The organism is Erwinia wuhanensis, assembly GCF_030484085.1.
GTDB classification, from domain to species: domain Bacteria; phylum Pseudomonadota; class Gammaproteobacteria; order Enterobacterales; family Enterobacteriaceae; genus Erwinia; species Erwinia aeris.
The window spans coordinates 575,389-598,496 of sequence record NZ_JAUJUH010000003.1 but is presented as its reverse complement, the minus strand read 5'-3'; the positions used below and the strand labels follow the sequence as shown (position 1 = coordinate 598,496).

The window sequence follows — 23,108 nt, the reverse complement described above, 5'->3', positions numbered from 1 at the left end:
TTATTGACAGCATTAAATCGCTGCGGTTACTTTAACCTTCTGACAATCGTGGATACTCTGATGAAACAGCTGCCGTTCTTCTTCGCCTTCTTTTTTACCTTCCGTTGACCGGGAGGCAATTCGTCGTATAAGAAAGCATGCGAAGACGAATAACAAGGCCTCCCAACCGGGAGGCTTTTTTTTTATGAACATCTGACAGGTAGCCTATGACCACCGAAAATCCCCTGCTGGGCCTGCGCGAAAAAATCAGCGCGCTGGATGAACAACTGCTGAGCCTGCTGGCTAACCGTCGGGCGCTGGCGATTGAGGTTGCGAAGGCGAAAATGGCCACGCACCGCCCCGTACGCGATATCGATCGCGAGCGCGATCTGCTGGAACATCTGGTCACGCTGGGTAAAGCTCATCAGCTGGATGCGCACTACATCACCCGACTTTTTCAGCTGGTTATTGAAGATTCCGTGCTGACGCAGCAGGCGTTGCTGCAAAAGCATCTGAATCAGACTAATGCGCAGTCGGCGCGTATTGCCTTCCTTGGCCCAAAAGGCTCTTATTCGCATCTTGCCTCACGTAACTATGCCGCTCGCCACTTCGATAGGTTTATCGAGTGCGGCTGTCTGAACTTCCGCGACATCTTTAATCAGGTGGAAACAGGCCAGGCCGACTACGCGGTATTGCCGATCGAAAACACCAGTTCCGGCTCGATCAATGAGGTGTACGATTTGCTGCAGCAGACCAGCCTTTCGCTGGTTGGCGAGATGACGCTCCCAATCGATCACTGCGTGCTGGTTACCGGCAGCACGGACTTACAGCAGATAGAAACCGTTTACAGCCATCCTCAGCCTTTCCAGCAGTGCAGCGAGTTTATCCATCGCTATCCGCACTGGAAGATTGAATATACTGAAAGCACCGCGGCCGCGATGGAGCAGGTTGCAGCGCTGAATTCACCGAAGGTCGCAGCGCTGGGCAGCCAGGCGGGCGGCGAGCTGTATAACCTGCAGGTGCTTGAACGCAATCTGGCTAACCAGCAGCAGAATATCACCCGCTTTGTTATCCTTGCGCGCAAACCCATTGAGGTCACGCTTCAGGTTCCGGCCAAAACCACGTTAATTATGGCGACCGGACAGCAGGCTGGTGCGCTGGTAGAAGCACTGTTGGTGCTGCGTCAGCATAATCTGGTGATGAGCAAACTGGAATCACGCCCGATTAACGGCAATCCATGGGAAGAGATGTTTTATATCGATTTTCAGGGCAACCTGCGCTCGGAAGAAGTACAGCAGGCGTTACGCGAACTGGCACCGATTACGCGTTCGCTGAAAGTGCTGGGCTGTTACCCAAGCGAAAACGTGCTGCCGGTCGACCCTTCCTGAATACCGCCTCAGCCGCTTTCAGAGGCGGCTGAAACTTTTGGCCTATACCTCGCCTGGATCATTTACCTGCACTGCCCTGACGCTATATCATCGACTATATAACGTTTCTCAGGGAAATTTATGCGCAACTTTTTACGCTCCGCAGTGTTGCTTTCGCTTGGCCTGTTGGCCTTTTCCGCTTTTGCCGATCGTCAGGTTACCGATCAGCTGGGCCGCCAGGTCACGCTTCCCGATCGCGTCGATCGCGTCGTGGTCTTGCAGCATCAAACCCTCAATATTCTGGTGCAGCTGGATGCCACCAATACCCTTGTTGGCATCCTTGGCAACTGGAAGCAGCAGCTCGGCGACGGCTATTCGCGGCTGGCGCCGGAACTGACGCGTCTGCCGACGCTGGGTGATTTAACTCATGTGGATGTAGAAAAGCTGGTTGCGCTACATCCGCAGGTGGTTTTTGTCACTAACTATGCGCCGCAGGAGATGATTGACCAGATCCAGAAACTCGGCATCGCCGTTATCGCCATCTCGCTGCGTGCCGATAATCAACAGCAAAACCGTCTGAATCCCGATCTGGCTGACGAAGAGCAGGCTTATAGTGAAGGATTAAAAGAAGGCGTTCGCCTGATCGGCGAGGTGGTAAACCACCAGCAGCAGGCCGAAACGCTGATTAAAGCCACTTTCAATCAGCGGCAGCAAACGGGCAACCGGTTACAGGCGATCCCTGCTTCGCAGCGCATTCGGGTCTATATGGCTAATCCCGACCTTACGACCTACGGCTCCGGCAAATATACCGGCCTGATGATGGCGCATGCCGGTGCGCTGAACGTCGCCGCCGCAGCGGTGAAAGGGTATAAGCAGGTTTCTATGGAGCAGATCCTCGCCTGGGATCCGCAGGTGATCTTCGTGCAGGATCGCTATCCGCAGGTGATCGACGAGATCAACCAGCAGCCCGCCTGGCAGGCTGTGGATGCCGTTAAGCATCATCGCGTTTATTTGATGCCTGAATATGCCAAGGCCTGGGGCTATCCGATGCCAGAAGCGCTGGCGCTGGGCGAATTATGGATGGCGAAAAAGCTTTACCCGGAAAAATTCCGGGATGTCGATATGCAGAAAAAAGCGGACGCCTGGTATCAGCACTTCTATCGTACCCACTATACGGGTAGCAACTGATGAGCCTTACCGTTCTGGCTGCCGGAAGCCTGCGCGCCGTGTGGCCGGCGCTGGCCTCAGCGTATGGTCAACCAATCAGGGTAGCGTTTGGCCCGGCCGGGCTACTGTGCGAGCGAATTAAGCAGGGCAAGCGCTGCGATCTCTTTTTATCGGCCAATCTGACGCATCCGCAATCTTTGATCGCGGCAGGTATCGCACTCGACAGCGCCGTCTTTGTCCACAATCAGCTCTGCCTGAGCGTGCCTGCTGCCCTGGCCGCGTCGAACAAAAGCTGGCTGGAGCTGCTAAGCCATCCGCACTTACGCGTCGCCACCTCTACGCCGTTAAGCGATCCATCCGGCGACTACGCCTGGCAGCTTTTCGATCGTATTGAACGTCGCTATGCGGGAGTGGGAACCGCGCTGAAACAGCGGGCGCTACAGCTGGTTGGCGGCCCATTCAGCCCGGCTGTTCCGGCTGGGGAACCGGCAGCGAATTGGGTGCTGAACGGCGATCGGGCGGATATTTTTATCGGCTATCAGAGCTATGCCGCGCGGCCCGGGATTAAAACTATTACTATCCCGCCGCCTTTCCATATCCGCGCAGACTATGCTTTTGCCCTGTGTCATGCAAAAGCACAGCCGCTGGCAGATTTCTTACTGAGCGCCGAGGCGCAGGGAATTTTAGCGAAAGACGGCTTTCTTCCGCTGGAGAAGAGAGCCTGAGGCGAGAATACAGGCCGCGATCGGGCCTGCATTTTATCCAAAGCCGTTATCGGCGGCTGTCGTTGGCCTGACGCAGCAGCGAACGACTTTCCAGCATAAAGCTCTGGGCGTAATCGCCAAACCAATGCTCTACGCGACGGAAACTGTCGACGAACGCCTGCTTGTCGCCCCGCTCCAGCAGCTGAATAGCCTCGCCGAAGCGCTGATAGTAACGTTTAATCAGCGCCAGATTATTTTCTGAGGACATGATGATGTCCGCATAGAGCTGAGGATCCTGCGCAAAGAGTCTGCCCACCATCGCCAGCTCCAGGCGGTAAATAGGCGATGAAAGCGCCAGCAGCTGCTCAAGATTCACGTTCTCTTCCGCCAGATGCAGGCCATAGGCAAAGGTGGCGAAGTGACGCAGCGCCTGAATAAAGGCCATGTTCTGATCATGCTCTACCGCGCTGATGCGGTGCAGACGTGCGCCCCAGACCTGGATCTGTTCCAGAAACCACTGATAGGCTTCCGGCTGACGGCCGTCGCACCAGACCACCACCTGTTTCGCCAGGCTACCGCTGTCCGGGCCGAACATCGGATGCAGCCCCAGCACCGGGCCGCTGTGCGCGGCCAGCATCGCCTGAAGCGGGCCATTTTTTACCGAGGCCAGATCCACAAGAATACAGTCTTCCGGCAGCGGCGGCAGATCGGCAATCGCTTTTTCCGTCAGGTGGATCGGCACGCTGATGATCACCATTCCCGCATCCGCCAGCAGGCTTTCCGCCTGCGCCCACTCCTCTTTATCCAGGATTTTCACCTGATAACCGGAAAGGGTCAGCATCTTTTCAAACAGCCGCCCCATTTTGCCCTTGCCGCCAACGATGACTACCGGTCGAAGCTGCGGATGCAGCGTTTTGAAGCCTTTATCGTTTTCACTGGCGTAGGATTCGCGCATAACGCGGCGCAGCACATCTTCGATCAGGTCTGGCGGCACGCCAAGCGTCTCCGCCTCTTTACGCCGTGACGCCAGCATGGAAGCTTCGCGCTCCGGCACGTAAATCGGCAGACCGTAGCGGCTTTTTACTTCGCCCACCTCGGCGACCAGACTCAGCCTTTTGGCCAGCAGATCGAGCAGGGCTTTGTCCACTTCATCAATTTGATCGCGCAGCGCGGTCAGTTCAGCCACCATAATTAACCCTCTTGCGACAGACGCGCCGCCAGTACTCCGTCCAGTTCCTGATGAATTGTTCGCAACAGCGTTTCGGTCGTTTCCCAGTTGATGCAGGCATCGGTCACGGAAACGCCGTAGCGCATGGCGCTTTTGGGCTGTTCGGACGACTGGCTGCCTTCGTGCAGATGGCTTTCCAGCATCAGCCCAATCACGGAACGGTTGCCGTCTCTGATTTGCGAGACGGCGGACTCGGCTACGCCGGACTGGCGACGGAAGTCTTTGTTAGAATTACCATGGCTGCAATCTATCATCAGCGCCGGACGGAGTCCCGCCTGAAGCATCTCTTTTTCACACTGCGCGACATCTTCCGGCCCGTAGTTTGGCTGTTTGCCGCCGCGCAGGATGACGTGGCCATCCGGATTACCCTGGGTCTGCAACAGGCAGACCTGGCCGCTCTGGTTGATACCCACAAAGCGGTGCGGCATAGAGGCGGCGCGCATTGCGTTAATCGCCGTGCCCAGACTGCCGTCCGTGCCGTTTTTAAAGCCGACCGGCATAGAGAGGCCGGAAGCCATTTCCCGGTGCGTTTGCGACTCGGTAGTACGTGCGCCGATGGCCGACCAGCTGAACAGATCGCCCAGGTATTGCGGACTGTTAGGATCCAGCGCTTCCGTTGCCAGCGGCAGCCCCATCTCGACCAGTTCAACCAGCAGCTGACGGGCGATATGCAGACCGGCTTCCATATCGAAAGAGTTATCCATGTAGGGATCGTTGATCAGCCCTTTCCAGCCAACGGTGGTGCGAGGCTTTTCAAAATAGACGCGCATCACGATATAGAGCTGGTCTTTGAGATCGTCAGAGAGCGCTTTCAGATGCCGCGCATAGTCCAGCGCTGCTTCGGTATCGTGGATCGAACAGGGGCCGCACACCACCAGCAAACGGTGATCTTTTCCGCTGATAATGTCTGAAATAGTCTGACGGGAAGCAGCGATCTGCGTCTGCTGCGCGTCGGTCAGGGGGAACTTGTTTTTCAGCTCCTGCGGCGTAATTAAAATCTGTTCGTCGGCGATATGAACGTTGTTCAGCGCATCTTTTTGCATGGTCGTCAGCTCTCTAGTGGTCCCGTCAGCCTGTCATCAAGGTTTGAATACTGTATCAGAAGCGGTACAAAACTCAATCTTCCTATGTACACTTTTATTACCACAAAAGATAAACAAGAAAAAAAACAAAAATAAATGATTTTTAATCAGATAGTTAATAAAAAAATAAGACCAGAAACCAAAACGCCTACATGTAAAGTTAAATTTACACCAATATATGCGTTAACCTTACGTCTACCCGATAACCTGAAGTAAAGGACGTCGTACGGCTATCAGCAGGTTAGCCATAGCTACTTTTATTGATTGATCTGTCGCTGTTGAAATGTTTATAAATAACCCTGGGATTTTATAAAGGCAGCGTCGCTTTAAAAACCTGCATCATCCGCCGTATTGCCTTAAGCCGCCGCTTTTTTCGGGCTTCTGTCTGCATTAATAACGCCGTATAAATATTAATAAGCCTGAAGGAAAAGCCATATGCAGGTGCTTTACCGCCCTTACCGTCACGACGACGCCATTGAATTTGCGCAAGCCGTGAATGCCTCACTGGATACGTTGCGTCCCTGGCTGCTCTGGGCGCATGAAGGTTTTAGTCCAGCAGAAGCTCGCCGCTGGTTTGCCGCTACCCACATGCTGCGTGAGACAGGCGAAGCCAACGAGCTGGGGCTTTTCGCCGGGGATGGCCGCTTGCTGGGCGGTGCCGGACTGCGCTATTCCAGCGATCAGAAAAACCTGTGCTCGATAGGCTACTGGGTACGCAGCAGCGAGCAGCGACAGGGCATCGCCAGCCAGGCCGTGCGTTATCTTCTCGATCTGGCGTGGCAGGATCAGGAAAAAGATACGGTAGAAATCCTGGCAGTGGCGGAAAATATGGCCAGCCGCCGCGTGGCGGAAAAATGCGGCGCAGCCTTTATGGGCATTAAGCATGGATTGATCGTGCTGGATAGTGGGCCGGCGGATACGGCCATTTACCGCTTTCATCGAACGCGCTGATTTTCTGAAAACCCGCAACCCTGTGCTTCGGGTTGTTTTATATTTCCATGACTCATCGGGCCGATACGCCTGACGGCTGCGCTCAATAGTCAAAAGCGTAAGCCAGATTGCTGGCTAACGTATAGCCTCTTTTTTCTGCAAACAGGAAACAACATGCACCAATCTGTCCGTCTTGCCCTGGTGGGCGATTTCCGTCCTGATGCCGTGGCGCACCAGGCCATCCCACCCGCTATCAAGCTTGCCGCCGACTCGCTCAATATTTCGGTAGAGGCAGAATGGTTGCCCACCCCAGCGATTACCTCGACCGACGTATTGCATAATTTTAATGCGATCTGGGTCGTGCCGGGCAGCCCTTATCAGCATGACCAGGGCGCTTTTATGGCTATCACCTGGGCGCGCGAAAACAATATCCCTTTTCTTGGTTCCTGCGGCGGTTTTCAGTATGCGCTTATTGAGTACGCGCGCAACGTGATGGGCTGGCAAGATGCGGCACATGCGGAAACGGATACGGAAGGCCGTATGGTGATTGCGCCGCTTAGCTGCTCGCTGGTTGAACAAACAGGCGACATCGTCATTGAACCCGGTTCGACGATAGCAAAAGCCTACGGCAAACTCAGCACGCATGAAGGCTATCATTGTAACTTTGGCGTTAACCCTGATTTCGGGAACGAACTGGCCGATTTTCCGCTGCGCATCAGCGCGAGAGATCGGCAAGGCGATGTGCGCGGCATAGAATTGCCCCATCACCGATTTTTTGTCGCTACGCTGTTTCAATCCGAACGGGCGTCGCTGCGTCATGCGCTTTCGCCGCTGGTCGTCGCTTTGCTTACGGAGGCCGGGCGCTAAATGAACGTTTATACATTTCCTAAAAGCCGCTCCTTGAGGGTGCTATGGACTCTGGAAGAGCTAAAATTAGATTACACCACTTCTCCGGTAGCGCTCTTTTCCACAGAACCAGCGGCCTCTTCTCCTCATCCCTTACATAAAGTGCCCGTACTGGAGGACGAAGGTAGCCTTATTTTTGAAACGGCAGCTATCTGCCAGTATCTGGGCGAAAAAAAAGGGGATGGGAAACTTTACCCGACGGATGCGCTGCAAAAAGCCAAAGTCAATGAGTGGCTCAGCTTTTCTCTGACAGACCTTGAATCGCCAGTCTGGTATTTGCTTAAACATAAATTTTTACTGCCCGAGGCTCTACGTTCGCCAGCAGTGATTGAGACAACTTTCCGTGACGCCAGCAAGACGCTTGACGCTATCCGTTTTTCAGCTGAACAAGAGTGGATTGCAGGTGAGCATTTTACGCTGGCCGATATTTTCTTCTCGCATACGCTGATGTGGGCGCAACTGTGCGCATTGCCGGTTAACGATAAATTGACCCGTTACGTAGCAAGATGTCAGCGACGGGAAGCGTTCAGCAAGGCGCTGGAGAGGAATAACCGCACGGCCTGACGCGTTACGGCAGGCAAAAAAAAGGGCCGGTCTTTCGACCGGCCCCCTGTTTCGTATTAACTTAGGATGCTGCTTTAGCGCCCAGACGTTCTTTGATACGTGCAGACTTACCGGTACGCTCACGCAGGTAGTACAGTTTGGCCTTACGTACGGCACCACGACGTTTAACAGCAATGCTGTCGATTACAGGTGAGTGAGTCTGGAATACACGCTCAACACCTTCGCCGTTAGAAATTTTACGAACGGTGAATGCAGAGTGCAGACCGCGGTTACGAATAGCGATAACCACGCCCTCGAATGCCTGCAGACGCTTCTTGGAGCCTTCAACAACCCATACTTTCACTTCCACGGAATCGCCCGGACGGAATGAAGGTACGTCCTGTTTCATCTGCTCTTGTTCGATTTGCTTGATAATGTTGCTCATAATTAAATCTCTTATCCTGGGTAAACTGATATTCAGGCGCCGCGGCTACTGCCCGGACTGCCCATCATCGTTATGTTGCCGTCTGAATTCCTTTTGGAACTCCTTCAGCAACTTTGCTTGCTCTTCAGTCAGAGCCAGGTTTTCCAGAAGTTCAGGTCTTCTTAGCCAGGTACGGCCCAGCGACTGTTTCAGGCGCCAGCGGCGAATTTCGGCATGGTTGCCCGACAGCAGAACTGGCGGAACCTCCATCCCTTCTAACACTTCAGGTCGGGTGTAGTGCGGACAGTCCAGCAGCCCCTCGGAAAACGAATCTTCCTCGGCGGACGCCTGCTTGCCCAGTACGCCAGGTATAAACCGGGCGACCGAATCAATCAGCGTCATTGCCGGCAGTTCCCCACCGCTGAGCACGTAATCCCCGATCGACCACTCTTCATCGATTTCGGTTTGGATGACGCGCTCATCAATCCCTTCATAGCGACCACACACCAGAATTAACTTCTCGCTGGTCGCCAGCTCGCAAACCCCCACTTGATCGAGTTTGCGTCCCTGAGGTGAAAGATAAATCACCTTAGCGCCTTCTCCTGCCGCCGCTTTTGCTGCGTGGATGGCATCCCGTAAGGGCTGAACCATCATTAGCATTCCCGGTCCGCCGCCGTAAGGACGATCGTCCACGGTACGGTGCCGGTCATGAGTGAAGTCGCGAGGACTCCAGCTCTGAATGCTGAGCAGGCCATTTTTTACTGCCCGGCCAGTTACTCCGTATTCGGTAATTGCGCTAAACATCTCAGGGAACAGGCTGATTATGCCAATCCACATCGACTGCGCCGGAGTGTTACCGTCTTGTCCGGAGCTCAAAAACCAGGATCCCAATCTACTTCGATGGTGCCGGTAGTGAGATCGACATTCTTGATAACCTGTCCATCAAGGAACGGAATCAGCCGCTCCTTCGCACCAAACGCATCCTTCAGGTTTGCCTTCACGACGAGAACGTCGTTTGAACCGGTTTCCATCATATCAATGACTTTGCCCAGCTCGTATCCTTGCGTGGTTACTACCTGGCAGCCCATCAGGTCTTTCCAGTAATAGTCACCGCTTTCCAGAGGAGGCAGCTGCTCCGCGTCTACCACAATTTCGCAATTGGTAAGTAGCGTGGCCGCATCACGATCGTCAATGCCTTTGACTTTGATGATCATGTCCTGATTGTGGCGCTTCCAGCCTTCCAGCTCGATAAGCTGCCATTGACCCGCCCGCTGGATAAACCAGGGTTGGTAGTCAAAAATGCTTTCAGCATCTTCGGTGGAGGAAAACACTTTGAGCCAACCACGAATACCGTAGGCCGACCCCATCTTTCCCAGAGTTAACGGGTTAGCGGGCGGCTGGGCGGTGAGTTGCTTGCTCATGTTGACCACCGTGACAGATTAAGCTGCTTTCTTAGCTTCTTTGATCAGCGCGTTAACGCGATCAGAGAGAGTAGCGCCCTGGCCAACCCAGTGCTCAATGCGGTCCAGATCCAGACGCAGTGCTTCAGCCTGACCAGAAGCGATCGGGTTGAAGAAACCAACGCGCTCGATGAAGCGGCCGTTGCGAGCGTTGCGGCTGTCAGTGACAACTACCTGATAAAACGGACGCTTTTTAGCGCCGTGACGTGCCAAACGAATTGTTACCATAACATCCTCTTTAGTTAATAAAACAACCGGGCCCCATTGAGGGAACGGGGCCCGGGTGCAATATAAAAAGCCCGAAAATTTTACTCATTTTGGCGTAAAAAGCAATCTAATTCGCCTGAGCGCTTTTCCGACTCGATTAACGGCCCGGGAAGCCCGGCGGCATCATACCTTTCATGCCGCGCATCATCTTCGCCATTCCGCCCTTCTTCATCTTTTTCATCATGCGCTGCATGTCGTCAAACTGCTTAAGCAAACGGTTGACGTCCTGCACCTGCATACCGGAACCCGTCGCGATACGACGCTTGCGGGACCCTTTGATAATTTCCGGCTTCTCGCGCTCTTTGCGCGTCATGGAGTTGATCATCGCCTCCATGCGCACCAGCACTTTGTCATCCATCTGCGATTTAACGTTGTCCGGCAGCTGGCCCATGCCCGGCAGTTTGCCCATCAGGCTGGCCATGCCGCCCATGTTGCGCATCTGCTTGAGCTGCTCCAGGAAGTCGTTGAGATCGAAGCCGTCGCCTTTTTTCAGCTTGCTGGCGAGTTTCTCTGCCTGCGCGCGGTCGACTTTGCTTTCGATATCTTCAATCAGTGACAGGACGTCGCCCATGCCCAGAATACGGGAAGCGATACGGTCCGGATAGAACGGCTCCAGCGCCTCGGTTTTTTCGCCGACGCCCATAAACTTAATCGGCTTGCCGGTGATATGGCGGATAGAAAGCGCTGCACCGCCGCGCGCGTCACCGTCAACCTTGGTCAGGATAACGCCGGTCAGCGGCAGCGCTTCGTTAAAGGCTTTCGCCGTGTTCGCCGCATCCTGACCGGTCATGGCGTCGACCACAAACAGCGTTTCCACCGGATTAATGGCAGCGTGGACCTGTTTGATCTCGTCCATCATCGCTTCGTCAACGTGCAGACGACCGGCGGTATCCACCAGCAGCACGTCGTAGAACTTCAGTTTTGCCTGCTGAAGCGCATTTTTAACGATGTCGACCGGCTTCTGACTCAGGTCGGACGGACAGAAATCGACGCCAACCTGCTCCGCCAGGGTTTCCAGCTGTTTGATCGCCGCCGGGCGATAGACGTCGGCAGACACCACCAGCACTTTCTTCTTGTGCTTCTCGCGCAGGAATTTACCCAGCTTGCCGACGCTGGTGGTTTTACCCGCACCCTGCAAGCCCGCCATCAGCACCACGGCCGGTGGCTGAGCGGCCAGATTGAGCGTGTTGTTCTCGGCGCCCATGGCGGCAACCAGCTCATTCTGAACGATCTTCACAAATTCCTGACCCGGCGTCAGGCTCTTGTTGACGTCGTGACCCACGGCGCGCTCTTTAACGCGGCCGATAAAGTCACGCACTACCGGCAGCGCAACGTCTGCCTCAAGCAGCGCCATGCGCACTTCGCGCAGGGTGTCCTTAATGTTGTCTTCTGTCAGCCGTCCACGGCCACTGATATTGCGCAGGGTCTGCGACAATCTGTCGGTTAAATTATCAAACATCGTCTCTCGCTCAACGTAATGAGAGGTCGCCAGGCGACACAATGGCGCAGATTATAACATGAAGACGCGGCGATCTCAGCCATCCGCGTTGAGATCGTTTGGAGCCAGCGGCCGCTGGCGCTATACTGCTTTTTTTCATAGCCTTGCCGGTACCACCTATGTCCGTTTTTGCGATCCTGGCGCTGCTCGCCTACTCTTTCAGCCTTGCCCTGATTATTCCCAGCCTGCTGCGCAAGCAGAGCGCGTGGCGAGGCATGGCCGTTATCTCCGCCGTCGTCGCGCTGGTGTGTCATGGCGTCGCGCTGGAACAGCGTATTTTCACAGCGGAAGGCGGTCAGAACCTTAGCCTGTTGAATATCGGATCGCTGGTCAGCCTGCTGATCTGCGCCATTATGACCATCGTGGCCTCGCGCAATCGCGGCTGGATCCTGCTGCCTTTGGTCTACAGCTTCGCGCTGATCAACCTGGCTTTCGCCACCTTTGTGCCCAACGCGTTTATCACGCATCTGGAAACCACGCCCGGCATGATGGTGCACATCGGGCTGGCGCTGTTTGCCTATGCTACGCTAATGATTGCGGCGCTTTATGCGCTACAGCTGGCGTGGATAGACTGGCTGCTGAAAAACAAAAAGCTGGCTTTCAGCAAGGACATTCCGCCGCTGATGACCATCGAGCGCAAAATGTTCCATATCACTCAGATCGGGGTAGTGTTGCTGACGCTGGTGCTGTGTACCGGTCTGTTTTATATGCAGGATCTGTTCAGCCGTGAAAACGTGGATAAAGCCGTGCTGTCGATTCTGGCCTGGTTTGTCTATATCGTTTTGCTCTGGGGTCACTATCATGAAGGGTGGCGCGGTCGCCGCGTGGCCTGGTTCAATTTCGGCGGCGCGTTCCTGCTGACCATGGCCTATTTCGGCAGCCGTATGCTGCAACACTTTTTGTCCTCCTGATCCTCCACTACAAGGAATTCCCTCGTTGGAACAAGTTTCAACCACCACGCTGATTATTATTCTTTTCGTTATGGTGCTGGTGTCGGCGTGGTTTGCCGGCTCCGAAACCGGCATGATGACGCTCAACCGCTATAAGCTGCGCCATCAGGCTAAAAACGGCGATCGCGCCGCCCGTCGGGTAGAGAAACTGCTGCGTCGCCCCGATCGCCTGCTCAGCCTGGTGCTGATCGGCAACAACCTCGTTAATATCCTCGCCTCCGCGCTGGCAACCATCGTCGGGATGCGCCTGCACGGCGATGAAGGCGTAGCCATCGCTACCGGCATCCTGACGTTTGTGGTGCTGGTGTTTGCGGAAGTACTGCCGAAAACCGTTGCCGCGCTTTATCCTGAAAAAGTCGCTTTCCCCAGCAGCCTGCTATTAGGCCCGCTGCAAATCATCATGATGCCGCTGGTCTGGCTGCTGAATACCATTACCCGCGTTCTGATGCGGATGGTCGGCATGAAAACCGACAGCGCCGCCACCTCCGCGCTGAGCAAAGAAGAGCTGCGCACCATCGTGTATGAATCGCGCACGCTGATGTCGCACCGCAATCAGGATATGCTGCTGTCCGTGCTGGATCTGGAAAAAGTGAACGTTGACGACATTATGGTGCCGCGCAATGAAATCGTGGGCATTAATATCAACGATGACTGGAAATCCATCGTGCGGCAGCTGACGCACTCACCGCATGGCCGCATCGTGCTCTATCGCGATTCGCTGGACGATACCATCAGTATGCTGCGCGTGCGGGAAGCCTACCGCCTGATGACCGAGAAAAAAGAGTTCACCAAAGAAGTCATGCTGCGCGCGGCGGATGAGATTTACTACGTGCCGGAAGGCACGCCGCTGAACATCCAGCTGGTGAAGTTCCAGCGCAATAAGAAGAAAGTAGGTCTGGTTGTCGATGAATATGGCGATATTAAAGGCCTGATCACCATTGAAGACATTCTGGAAGAGATAGTCGGCGATTTCACCACCTCCATGTCCCCGACGCTGGCGGAAGAAGTGATGCCACAGAATGACGGCTCGGTGCTGATTGAAGGCAGCGCTAACGTGCGCGAGCTGAACAAGGCCTTTAACTGGCAGCTGCCGGAAGAGGAAGCGCGTACGGTTAACGGCATGATTCTGGAAGTGCTGGAAGATATTCCGCTGCCCAACACTACGGTGCATATCGGTCACTATGCGATCGATATCCTCGACGTGCAGGAGAATATGATTAAACAGGTTCGCGTTACGCCGCAAAAGCCGCTGAAGGAGTCGGTGGGTTCCTGATAGCTATCCCCTGCCGCCAGGGGATAAACAACCGGGTTTCTGCAAGGGAAGCCCGGTTAACTGACTAGATGTGCAGTTCCTGCAGTTTATCCTGCGGCAGTGCCAGCTCGTCGTTGTGGTTCACGCCGATATCATGCTCAATGATGTGACGCGCGATATCCTGCGCTTCATCCAGAGAGTGCATTTCATAGGTGCCGCACTGGTACTCGTTCAGCTCAGGAATTTTGCGCTGATCGGTCACTTTCAGCACGTCCTGCATCGCGGCTTTCCAGGCTTTCGCCACGCGCTGCTCGTCCGGCGTGCCAATCAGGCTCATATAGAAACCGGTGCGGCAGCCCATTGGCGAGATATCGATGATTTCAACGCCGTCGCCGTTCAGATGGTTACGCATAAAACCGGCAAACAGATGTTCCAGCGTGTGGATACCGCGCTCCGGCATCACTTCTTTGTTTGGCCGGCAGAAGCGCAGATCGAAAACGGTAATGGTATCGCCGTGCGGCGTGTTCATGGTTTTCGCTACGCGAACCGCAGGCGCCGCCATGATGGTATGATCGACGGTAAAGCTATCCAGCAATGGCATATGGTTACCTCTGATAAATTTATTTTCGCAGTGATGAAACTTTCTCTGTCGACTCGTGGTCTGAATCTATGAAAGACGCGCATTTTGTTATCATCATCCCTGACAACAGAGATGTTAATTTGGCCACATTGATGTGGCCTTTTTCTTTTGCGTTAGCTTCGGCTTTTCAGAAAGTCTTCAAAGCTAAGCGTATCACTTTCTTCGATTTCCTGCTGGCTAACGTTTGAACGGATAGCCTCCTGCTCAAAGTCGCTCTCCGTCAGGATCTCCAGCTGCTCGTTCGCCAACTGAGCATGATACTGCTCTGCCAGCGCCAGGCCCGTACCCGCCAGCCCGTTTTCTTTCAGCGCTGTCAAAAAACGCGCCGAATAGGTCAGGTCAGGATCGTCAAACGAGGCGGCCAGACGGTCACAGGCGGCCTGATAATGGCGATCGCCCTGCTGACGATCGAGCGTTTCCGCCACGCGCTGCAGATCTTTAAACAGGTTTTTGCCGACTTCCGCCAGCGGGAACTGCGCTTCTTCGCAGCCGATACCCAGCATCAGGCCCGGCTTGCGCCCTTCCAGAATGACCCGGTTCCAGTTGGCGCGCGTGCAGAGCAGCTCTTCGCTGCTCATTTCCGGCGCGTCGGCCAGCGTACACCAGATCAGGAACAGATCGAGGAAGCGCACCTGATTTTCATCCACGCCTGTCGGCGAGAACGGGTTAATATCCAGCGAGCGCACTTCAATGTACTCGATGCCGCCGCGCAGCAGCGCATCGGAGGGATTTTCGCCGGAGCGCGTAACGCGTTTCGGGCGGATCGGCGCATACAGCTCGTTTTCAATCTGCAACACGTTAGTGTTGAGCTGCAGCCAGTTGCCCTGCTCATCCTTCACGCCCATGCGCGCGTACTCTTCCGAAGGCGTTTTAATCGCCGCCTTCAGCGCTTTGACATAGTCAGGAAGATTATTGAAGGTGATGCCCAGTCCGCTCTGCGATTTATTGGTATAACCCAGGTCACTCAGGCGCAAAGAGGTAGCGTAAGGCAGATAGAGCAGACCATTTTCGGTACGCTCAAACGGTAAGTCCGTCTCTTTCCCCTGCAGGAAAGAAGAACAAACGGCCGGCGAAGCGCCAAACAGATAGGGAATGATCCAGCCAAAGCGATAGTAGTTACGGATCAGGCGCAGATAGCCTTCCGAGATCGCATCGGTGCTGCTCTGCCCTTCTTTGCCATCCGTCCAGGCCTGCCAGAAAGAGAGCGGCAGCGAGAAGTTATAGTGCACGCCGGAAATGACCTGCATCAGCGCGCCATAGCGGTTCTTCAGGCCCTGCCGATAGAGCGTTTTCATCTGCCCGATATTGGAGCGCCCGTACTGCGCCAGCTCTATTTTATCGCTGTCGTCGATCAGGCACGGCATACTCATTGGCCACATCCGCTCCGCGCCGAGATCGCGTGAGACGTGACGATGAATATCGCGCAGAAAAGCCAGCAGATGATCGATGTCACGATCTACCGGCGTAATAAATTCCAGCAGCGTTTCAGCAAAATCAGTGGTAATCCACTTATGGGTCAAGGCTGAACCCAGCGATTTAGGGTGTCCGCTGGTGGCCAGATGGCCATCAGGTTTAACACGCAGCGTTTCGCGTTCAATGCCGCGACCAATACCTTTCATTGCCTCAGGGTGAGCTTCCAGCCAGGAAAGCGCCTGTGATACGTCCGGGATCAAATTGACCTCCCGCTTGGGGAAAAATTTATTATTGTTCAGCATAATGTTAATCATGATAGCGACGCTTAGCGAATCACTGCCACCATTCCATGCCCTGTAATGTTGCGAAAGCCAGCACGCCATAGCGCAACGTCTTGCCCACGGCGAGCCAGAGCGCAACCGGAAGCCAGGCGAAGCGAAGCCACCCCGCGAGAACGCAAAGCAGATCGCCAATAACCGGCAACCAGCTAAGAAGTAACGCAGCAGGCCCCCAGCGGTGCAGCCACGCTGTTGCTGTGTTATGCCATCGCCCCTGCTGTTTTAGCGGCAGACAGCGGCCGATGATAACGTTGGTTAAACCGCCGAGGGTATTCCCCAGGGCAGCAATGCCGGTCACGCCGAGCGCGGAAGCTTTTCCCGACAGCAGCAGCGAAACCAGCAGCACTTCTGAGTTTCCTGGCAGCAGCGTGGCGCTCAGGAAACCGCTGACAAACATTGAACCGTATAGCCAGTCGCTCACAGACGCCTGACGTCGACAAAAGCCATGCCTGCCGCCTGCGCGGCCTGAATACCGAAATCGGCGTCTTCAAACACGATACAGCGCTCAGGCGCAACACCGATTAATTCGGCGCAGCGCAGAAACGTATCCGGTTCCGGCTTATGACGCTTAACGTCATCAGCGCCGACAACCGCGTCAAAATAGTCGCGAAGCCCTAAATGTTGCAGCAGCGCTTCGGCTACGGCGTGCTCGCTGCCGGTACCGACCGCCATAGGCCGTTTACCGCGGTAAGCTTTAACGACGTCAACCAGCGGCAGCGGCTGGACGCTATCGAAAAGCATCTCTTTCAGCGCCGCGGTTTTTTCTGCGGCCAGCTGATGGGGATCCAGGCTGCTCTGATAGCTGTTGATGATAGCTTCCGCTATCCGCCACGTTGGCGAGCCGTTCAGCTTAATCAGCGACAGGTCGTCAAAGCGCATATCGTAGCGCGCCAGAACGGTTCGCCAGGCTTTACGATGCGTAGGTTCCGTATCCAGAATCGTGCCGTCCATATCAAATATCAAGCCGTCATAACTGTCGTACACGGAAGCCTCCGTCCCTGAATCAACGAACGTTTACTTTAGCGTAAAGCACCGAACTTGTCGCTGTCAGCTTGGATCCGCAAATGCCTTGAAACATATAGGGTTTTTTATTATCAGATTATATCCTTGTTAACAGATGGCCTTAATTGAGGCCAAAAAGCACAAAAGTGTAACTATGGAACCGACTCTGGACCGGCAATTAACGGGGTATATAACGGCAAAAGCAGAAAGTGAGGAAATGTATATTATAAAGCGGCGTGATAATTTCGCCTTGTTAAGGCAGCAAGTATGAGGATACGGAAAGGGTATTGGAAAAGCATCAGGCAGGTTTTTTACAATTCGATCGTAAAGGATTGCTGTAGCATCAGCGCTATAAGCTTTATACGGTATGGCTGTTCAGAATGGCTATGAGTTGGAATAACAGAAGATGAGGATAATGCGCTTGCGCTTCGGGTCATTGCTAAGCGTTTTTACTCTTCCTGTACAAGCTGCAAGCTTTTCACAGTATGTCAGTAAAGGTGTTACGACGAGATATTCAGAAGATGGTGCATCCGGGAGGATGATTCGGCTGGCGCCTCACCCTTACGGGCCGTTGCTAAAGCAACGTTATCATCCCTTGTGCTGGCGGTAACTGCTTGCGCTATGCCAGTACGTTATTGCGACCAGATTTGCAAAATATGGTGCATCCGGGAGGATGATTCGGCTTACGCCTCACCCTTCGGGCCATCGCTTAGCGATGTTATCCTCCCTGTACACGCTGCAACCTTTTCACAGTATGTCAGTTAAGATATTGCTGCCGCATTACTAAAATATGGTGCATCCGGGAGGATTCGAACCTCCGACCGCTCGGTTCGTAGCCGAGTACTCTATCCAGCTGAGCTACGGATGCATTGAGGAAAGCTAAAGATACTGCCTGGTACAACTGAATAGGGTGCATCCGGGAGGATGATTCGGCTTACGCCTCACCCTTCGGGCCATCGCTTAGCGATGTTATCCTCCCTGTACACGCTGCAAGCTTTTCACAGTATGTCAGTTAAGATATTGCTGCCACATTACTAAAATATGGTGCATCCGGGAGGATTCGAACCTCCGACCGCTCGGTTCGTAGCCGAGTACTCTATCCAGCTGAGCTACGGATGCATTGAGAAACAGTGGGGAGATAACGCGACAAACCTGAGGAGATACAGAAGAAACTGACAGACGTTTAAATCTTTTCATTTCTCAGAAGAGGCTACTGCCGACTTCTACAAAATATGGTGCATCCGGGAGGATTCGAACCTCCGACCGCTCGGTTCGTAGCCGAGTACTCTATCCAGCTGAGCTACGGATGCATAACAAATTCTGGTATAACGCAGGGGTGCTGACGACTCACCTTGATACAGGCTGCTAACGCTGTATCGGTACTACTTAAACAAAGCGGCGACTTGCTAAGCCACTTTATAAAATATGGTGCATCCAGGAGGATGATTCGGCTTACGCCTTACCCTTACGGGCCGTTGCTAAAGCAACGTTATCATCCCTTGTGCTGGCGGCTAATACTTACTGCTTTGCCAGAACACAATGGCTGCAACACTTCTTAAATATGGTGCATCCGGGAGGATTCGAACCTCCGACCGCTCGGTTCGTAGCCGAGTACTCTATCCAGCTGAGCTACGGATGCAAATGGCGGTGAGGCGGGGATTCGAACCCCGGATGCAGCTTTTGACCGCATACTCCCTTAGCAGGGGAGCGCCTTCAGCCTCTCGGCCACCTCACCATACGCGCTCTTATCGAGCTGTGCTTCTGAACTTGTTTCTGCTCATCGGCACTGCGTGGCGCACATATTACTTTCTGGGCCTTATAAGTCAAACATATTTTTTCACTCTCGCGTTTGATTGCGCATTTCCCAGCCAAAATGGGTATTTGGAAAGCAAAAAGAGTGATTTATCAACAATAATCGGCCCTTTCACAGCAAGGAAGTGTGTACAGGCCCGAAGAGATACAGCGAAAGAAAAACAAAGAAAGGCGGGAAAGAAGGACAAAACCGGTAGCGCCTCGCCTGGACGGCAAGGCGCTGGATCCGTTAGTAACTCGTTTGCTGAGTTTTTTCGGCCTGAATACGCTGATAAATCTCTTCGCGATGAACCGAAACTTCTTTAGGGGCATTCACACCGATGCGAACCTGATTCCCTTTTACTCCCAGCACCGTTACAGTCACCTCATCACCGATCATGAGGGTTTCACCAACTCGACGAGTTAGAATAAGCATTCTTTGCTCCTTGAAAGATTAAAAGAGTCGGGTTAACTGTCGCCCGGCATTATCCATCATATAACGCTAAATATAGACTATGACAAATGCACAACAAGTGCATCATCACGGTAATACATTCTGCTGATACTTAGTTTAGCCGAAATACACACCATCAACCTGACTTTGTGTTTTTTGCGATAACATCTGACAGAATGACGCGGTGAAGCCCTGCCCCACCGCGCTTTCCGGGATGCCTTTTTATAGTGTTACAGTTTTGCCGCCACCCAGCTTTCAACACCGGCCAGAGCCCCTGGTAGTGCTCCGGCATCGGTGCCGCCGGCCTGAGCCATATCCGGGCGGCCGCCGCCCTTACCGCCAACCTGCTGAGCCAGCTCGCCCACCAGCTCGCCGGCTTTCACGCGATCGGTTACATCTTTGGTTACGCCGGCAATCAGCGAAACCTTTCCTTCCGCAACGGTAGCCAGCACGATAACGGCTGACTTCAGCTGGTTCTTCAGATCGTCCACCATCGTACGCAGCATTTTCGGCTCGACGTTGGTCAACTCGCTTACCAGCAGCTTAACGCCCTTGACGTCGATAGCTTTACTGCTGAGAGAAGCGCTCTCCTGCGCGGCCTGCTGATCTTTCAGCTGCTGCAGTTCTTTTTCCAGCGCGCGGACGTTATCCATCAGGCCACGCACTTTTTCATTCAGATTGCTGCTGTTGGCTTTCACCAGGTGAGCGATCTCCTGCAGCTGCTCGCTCTGGGCATACATCTGCTTTAACGCGCCTTCGCCCGTCACCGCTTCAATACGGCGAATACCTGCCGCCGTACCGGCTTCAGAGGTGATGCGGAACAGGCCGATATCGCCCGTGCGGCTGGCGTGCGTGCCGCCGCAAAGTTCGGTAGAGAAATCGCCCATCGTCAGCACGCGGACGCGATCGTCATATTTTTCGCCAAACAGCGCCATCGCGCCCAGCGCTTTCGCTTTTTCCAGCTCCATCACGTTGGTGTCGACCGCCAGGTTACGGCGGATCTGTGCGTTGACGATTTCCTCAACCTGACGGATTTCCTGCGGCTTCATCGCTTCAGAATGGGAGAAGTCGAAGCGCAGATATTTATCGTTCACCAGTGAGCCTTTCTGTGCCACATGATGGCCCAGAACCTGACGTAGCGCAGCGTGTAACAGGTGCGTCGCTGAGTGATTCAGACGAATACGCGCGCGACGCTCTTCGTCCACGTGCGCGGCCAGACGATCGCCGACCCGCAGCTGACCGGAAGCCAGCTTGCCGATATGACCAATCGCCTGCGCATATTTTTGCGTGTCGGTAACGGTGAACACCGCGTCGTTGTTACGCAGCTCGCCGGTATCGCCTACCTGGCCGCCTGATTCGCCGTAGAATGGCGTTTCATCCAGCACGATAACGCCTTCCTGACCGGCGGCAATCGCATTTGCAGGCTGACCGTCCACAAAGATAGCGGTAACGGTCGCGCTCAGCTCAAGCTGGTCATAACCTTTGAAGGTCGAGGCTTCATCAATGCGGATAACGTTGCTGTAGTCCGCGCCAAAGCCACTGGCTTCACGAGCACGCTGACGCTGCTGCTCCATCGCTTTCTCGAAGCCCGCTTCGTCAATTTTCAGATTACGCTCGCGACAGACGTCGGCGGTTAAATCGACCGGGAAGCCAAAGGTGTCATACAGGCGGAAAACGGTTTCACCGTCCAGCGTGTCGCCCTGCAGCTTCTCCAGCTCTTCGTCCAGCAGCGCCAGACCGCGCTCCAGCGTTTTCGCAAACTGCTCTTCTTCGGTTTTCAGCACCTGCTCAACCTGAGCCTGCTGCTTCGCCAGCTCTTCGCCCGCTGCGCCCATAACGTCAATCAGCGGCGCTACCAGTTTCCAGAAGAAGGACCCCTGCGCGCCCAGCATGTTGCCGTGACGAATAGCGCGGCGAATAATGCGGCGCAGCACGTAGCCGCGGTTTTCGTTGGATGGGATCACGCCATCGCAAATCAGGAAAGCGCAGGAACGGATATGGTCGGCAATGACGCGCAGTGATTTGCTGCTCAGATCGGTGGCACCAGTCGCTTCTGCAACAGCCTTGATCAGCTTCTGGAACAGATCGATTTCGTAGTTGGAGTTAACGTGCTGCAACACGGCGGAGATACGCTCCAGGCCCATACCGGTATCGACGGAAGGCTTCGGCAGCGGCAGCATGGTGCCGTCAGGCTGACGGTTGAACTGCATAAAGACGATGTTCCAGATCTCAATAAAGCGATCGCCGTCTTCCTCCGGACTGCCCGGCGGGCCGCCCCAGATATGGTCGCCGTGGTCAAAGAAGATTTCGCTGCACGGGCCGCACGGGCCGGTGTCGCCCATCTGCCAGAAGTTATCAGAGGCGTAAGCACCGCCCTTGTTATCGCCAATGCGGATAATACGCTCACGCGGCACGCCGATTTCATCTGCCCAGATATTGAAGGCTTCATCATCGGTTTCGTAGACGGTAACCCACAGCTTCTCTTTCGGCAGGTTAAACCACTGCGCGCTGGTCAGCAGCTCCCACGCAAAACCGATAGCTTCGCGTTTGAAATAGTCGCCGAAGCTGAAGTTGCCCAGCATTTCAAAGAAGGTATGGTGACGGGCGGTATAGCCAACGTTTTCCAGGTCATTATGTTTACCGCCTGCGCGCACGCAGCGCTGCGAGGTGGTTGCGCGCGAGTAGCTGCGCTTGTCCTGGCCCAGGAAAACGTCTTTGAACTGGTTCATCCCGGCGTTGGTAAACAGCAGCGTCGGGTCATTAGTCGGGACGAGGGAGCTACTGGCTACAACCTGATGTCCCTTGCTATGGAAAAAGTCGAGAAACGCCTGGCGAATCTCCGCAGTGCTCTTGCTCATAATTGTCCTGGAATCACGCTAACGAACGTTTCGTGGGTTTAAACCTGCCGTAAGGCTAAGCAACACACGAACAAAAAGTGGTGAATAAGATAAATTTTCTTCGGTGCGAAGTAAAATCCCATTGGCGCTCAATCTTCAAAATTTGAAAAAACGCTGCGGATATCTTCGGAAAAGAAGCCTTTAGTCATTAAATAGCGCTGCACTTTGGCTTTTTCCTTCCATTCGGTCGGCAGCGGCAGGCCAAACTTCCGCTCCGCCGAGTCGAACGCCATTTGCTGCCAGTCAATTTCCGTTTTGGCCAGCGTTTCATCGATCAGCGGCTTCGCCACGCCCTTCTGCCCCAGCTCCATACGGATACGCTGCGGGCCGTAGCCCTTACGGCTGCGGCTGGCGACAAAGCGCTCCGCAAAGCGGGCATCGTCCAGGTAATTGCTTTCATAACACCAGGCGACGACCCGATCGATTTGCTCTGGCGTAACGGGTTCAGGCTGCTGCGCCTGCGTTTTAGCATACATCGCGGCCCGCTCTGCAGAGAGCGAAAGCTTGCGGCGAAATTCCGCCTCGCTGTGATCGCGCATGGCCAGAATGCGCATGGCCCGATCTAACAGGCGGGTAAACTGGCTTCGTTCGGTGGCGTCAGACATCTTGCTCCGGTTATGCAAAAAATTAACTCATGGTAAGGGTAGCGAGGAACCGCAAAAGAAACAAAGCGCTTTGGCTAATGTGTGGAGAAAGGCGGCAAAGGCGATTTGTAAGCGGGAAACAGGTGATACAAGGCGTTTCGTAACGCTAAAACAGGTAGCGCCTGGCGACTCGTACCCTGGAAAAATCAGTACAAGGCAGCTCGTTCGCTGG

At 54.3% G+C, this 23,108-nt stretch carries 23 protein-coding genes, 5 tRNA genes and 1 other annotated feature; of the genes, 9 read left to right on the top strand and 19 right to left on the bottom strand.

Annotated features, from left to right (window positions below):
* Positions 1-59 precede the first annotated feature (59 nt).
* Positions 60-184: a sequence feature (Phe leader region), on the top strand.
* The 4 genes from pheL (at position 61) to QZH36_RS10455 (ending at position 3,238) form a co-directional block, all read left to right on the top strand.
* Positions 61-108 carry a pheA operon leader peptide PheL gene (pheL, locus tag QZH36_RS10470; protein WP_199746341.1) on the top strand — a complete coding sequence of 16 codons (48 nt, stop codon included), beginning with the start codon at positions 61-63 and terminating at the stop codon, positions 106-108. It overlaps the preceding feature by 48 nt.
* A 22-nt stretch (positions 185-206) precedes the next feature.
* Positions 207-1,367 carry a bifunctional chorismate mutase/prephenate dehydratase gene (pheA, locus tag QZH36_RS10465; RefSeq protein ID WP_301730151.1) on the top strand — a complete coding sequence of 387 codons (1,161 nt, stop codon included), beginning with the start codon at positions 207-209 and terminating at the stop codon, positions 1,365-1,367.
* A gap of 120 nt (positions 1,368-1,487) precedes the next feature.
* The gene (locus tag QZH36_RS10460; RefSeq protein WP_301730150.1) at positions 1,488-2,534 is read left to right on the top strand and encodes an ABC transporter substrate-binding protein; all 1,047 of its coding nucleotides are present in this window, start codon (positions 1,488-1,490) and stop codon (positions 2,532-2,534) included.
* Complete coding sequence (locus tag QZH36_RS10455; protein ID WP_367317871.1) at positions 2,534-3,238, top strand: substrate-binding domain-containing protein; 705 nt, start codon at positions 2,534-2,536, stop codon at positions 3,236-3,238. Before QZH36_RS10460 ends, QZH36_RS10455 begins: the two co-directional genes overlap by 1 nt.
* Before the next feature lie 46 nt (positions 3,239-3,284).
* Here the strand turns inward: QZH36_RS10455 and tyrA are convergent, their stop codons facing one another.
* Both tyrA and QZH36_RS10445 read right to left on the bottom strand, forming a co-directional pair.
* The gene (tyrA, locus tag QZH36_RS10450) at positions 3,285-4,406 is read right to left on the bottom strand and encodes a bifunctional chorismate mutase/prephenate dehydrogenase (protein ID WP_253459007.1); all 1,122 of its coding nucleotides are present in this window, start codon (positions 4,404-4,406) and stop codon (positions 3,285-3,287) included.
* Between the two features lie 2 nt (positions 4,407-4,408).
* The gene (locus QZH36_RS10445) at positions 4,409-5,488 is read right to left on the bottom strand and encodes a 3-deoxy-7-phosphoheptulonate synthase (protein WP_253459004.1); all 1,080 of its coding nucleotides are present in this window, start codon (positions 5,486-5,488) and stop codon (positions 4,409-4,411) included.
* A 474-nt stretch (positions 5,489-5,962) separates the two neighbouring features.
* Here QZH36_RS10445 and QZH36_RS10440 point away from each other — a divergent pair, with 474 nt between their 5' ends.
* The 3 genes from QZH36_RS10440 (at position 5,963) to QZH36_RS10430 (ending at position 7,927) form a co-directional block, all read left to right on the top strand.
* Complete coding sequence (locus QZH36_RS10440) at positions 5,963-6,478, top strand: GNAT family N-acetyltransferase (RefSeq protein ID WP_253459002.1); 516 nt, start codon at positions 5,963-5,965, stop codon at positions 6,476-6,478.
* Positions 6,479-6,631: 153 nt separating this feature from the next.
* Complete coding sequence (locus QZH36_RS10435; RefSeq protein ID WP_301730149.1) at positions 6,632-7,324, top strand: CTP synthase C-terminal region-related (seleno)protein; 693 nt, start codon at positions 6,632-6,634, stop codon at positions 7,322-7,324.
* On the top strand, positions 7,325-7,927 hold the full coding sequence (locus QZH36_RS10430) for a glutathione S-transferase family protein (RefSeq protein WP_301253462.1): 603 nt from the start codon (positions 7,325-7,327) through the stop codon (positions 7,925-7,927).
* 61 nt (positions 7,928-7,988) lie between these two features.
* Here the strand turns inward: QZH36_RS10430 and rplS are convergent, their stop codons facing one another.
* From rplS to ffh, 5 genes are all read right to left on the bottom strand, one after another.
* On the bottom strand, positions 7,989-8,351 hold the full coding sequence (rplS, locus tag QZH36_RS10425; RefSeq protein ID WP_024965502.1) for a 50S ribosomal protein L19: 363 nt from the start codon (positions 8,349-8,351) through the stop codon (positions 7,989-7,991).
* A 45-nt stretch (positions 8,352-8,396) separates the two neighbouring features.
* Complete coding sequence (gene trmD / locus QZH36_RS10420; protein ID WP_125287471.1) at positions 8,397-9,206, bottom strand: tRNA (guanosine(37)-N1)-methyltransferase TrmD; 810 nt, start codon at positions 9,204-9,206, stop codon at positions 8,397-8,399.
* Positions 9,203-9,751, bottom strand: a complete 549-nt coding sequence (gene rimM, locus QZH36_RS10415; RefSeq protein ID WP_253458995.1) for a ribosome maturation factor RimM — start codon at positions 9,749-9,751, stop codon at positions 9,203-9,205. Before rimM ends, trmD begins: the two co-directional genes overlap by 4 nt.
* 18 nt (positions 9,752-9,769) lie before the next feature.
* Complete coding sequence (gene rpsP / locus QZH36_RS10410; protein WP_033739514.1) at positions 9,770-10,018, bottom strand: 30S ribosomal protein S16; 249 nt, start codon at positions 10,016-10,018, stop codon at positions 9,770-9,772.
* 136 nt (positions 10,019-10,154) lie between these two features.
* Complete coding sequence (ffh, locus tag QZH36_RS10405; protein WP_125287469.1) at positions 10,155-11,516, bottom strand: signal recognition particle protein; 1,362 nt, start codon at positions 11,514-11,516, stop codon at positions 10,155-10,157.
* A 158-nt stretch (positions 11,517-11,674) separates the two neighbouring features.
* Here ffh and QZH36_RS10400 point away from each other — a divergent pair, with 158 nt between their 5' ends.
* Both QZH36_RS10400 and QZH36_RS10395 read left to right on the top strand, forming a co-directional pair.
* On the top strand, positions 11,675-12,466 hold the full coding sequence (locus tag QZH36_RS10400) for a cytochrome C assembly family protein (protein ID WP_125287468.1): 792 nt from the start codon (positions 11,675-11,677) through the stop codon (positions 12,464-12,466).
* Positions 12,467-12,491: 25 nt separating this feature from the next.
* Positions 12,492-13,778, top strand: coding sequence for an HlyC/CorC family transporter (locus tag QZH36_RS10395; RefSeq protein ID WP_125287467.1), 1,287 nt, complete (start codon positions 12,492-12,494; stop codon positions 13,776-13,778).
* A gap of 64 nt (positions 13,779-13,842) precedes the next feature.
* Here QZH36_RS10395 and luxS read toward each other — a convergent pair whose 3' ends face one another.
* From luxS to QZH36_RS10335, 12 genes are all read right to left on the bottom strand, one after another.
* Complete coding sequence (luxS, locus tag QZH36_RS10390; protein WP_125287466.1) at positions 13,843-14,358, bottom strand: S-ribosylhomocysteine lyase; 516 nt, start codon at positions 14,356-14,358, stop codon at positions 13,843-13,845.
* A 152-nt stretch (positions 14,359-14,510) separates the two neighbouring features.
* Complete coding sequence (gene gshA, locus QZH36_RS10385) at positions 14,511-16,112, bottom strand: glutamate--cysteine ligase (RefSeq protein WP_253458991.1); 1,602 nt, start codon at positions 16,110-16,112, stop codon at positions 14,511-14,513.
* Positions 16,113-16,143: 31 nt separating this feature from the next.
* Positions 16,144-16,569, bottom strand: coding sequence for a YqaA family protein (locus QZH36_RS10380; RefSeq protein ID WP_125287465.1), 426 nt, complete (start codon positions 16,567-16,569; stop codon positions 16,144-16,146).
* Positions 16,566-17,132, bottom strand: coding sequence for a fructose-1-phosphate/6-phosphogluconate phosphatase (gene yqaB, locus QZH36_RS10375; protein WP_253458989.1), 567 nt, complete (start codon positions 17,130-17,132; stop codon positions 16,566-16,568). Before yqaB ends, QZH36_RS10380 begins: the two co-directional genes overlap by 4 nt.
* Positions 17,133-17,941: 809 nt before the next feature.
* Positions 17,942-18,018 (bottom strand) — tRNA-Arg (locus tag QZH36_RS10370).
* Between the two features lie 174 nt (positions 18,019-18,192).
* Positions 18,193-18,269: transfer RNA gene (locus QZH36_RS10365), tRNA-Arg, on the bottom strand.
* A 114-nt stretch (positions 18,270-18,383) separates the two neighbouring features.
* Positions 18,384-18,460, bottom strand: a tRNA-Arg gene (locus tag QZH36_RS10360).
* A gap of 252 nt (positions 18,461-18,712) precedes the next feature.
* Positions 18,713-18,789, bottom strand: a tRNA-Arg gene (locus QZH36_RS10355).
* Positions 18,790-18,792: 3 nt separating this feature from the next.
* Positions 18,793-18,885, bottom strand: a tRNA-Ser gene (locus QZH36_RS10350).
* Between the two features lie 306 nt (positions 18,886-19,191).
* Entirely contained in the window at positions 19,192-19,377 is a 186-nt protein-coding gene (gene csrA, locus QZH36_RS10345; protein WP_004155916.1) for a carbon storage regulator CsrA, read from the bottom strand.
* A 248-nt stretch (positions 19,378-19,625) separates the two neighbouring features.
* Positions 19,626-22,253 (bottom strand): alanine--tRNA ligase, encoded by a 2,628-nt coding sequence (gene alaS, locus QZH36_RS10340; RefSeq protein ID WP_253458987.1) that lies wholly within the window; start codon positions 22,251-22,253, stop codon positions 19,626-19,628.
* 128 nt (positions 22,254-22,381) lie between these two features.
* On the bottom strand, positions 22,382-22,897 hold the full coding sequence (locus tag QZH36_RS10335) for a regulatory protein RecX (RefSeq protein WP_301730144.1): 516 nt from the start codon (positions 22,895-22,897) through the stop codon (positions 22,382-22,384).
* Positions 22,898-23,108 lie beyond the last annotated feature (211 nt).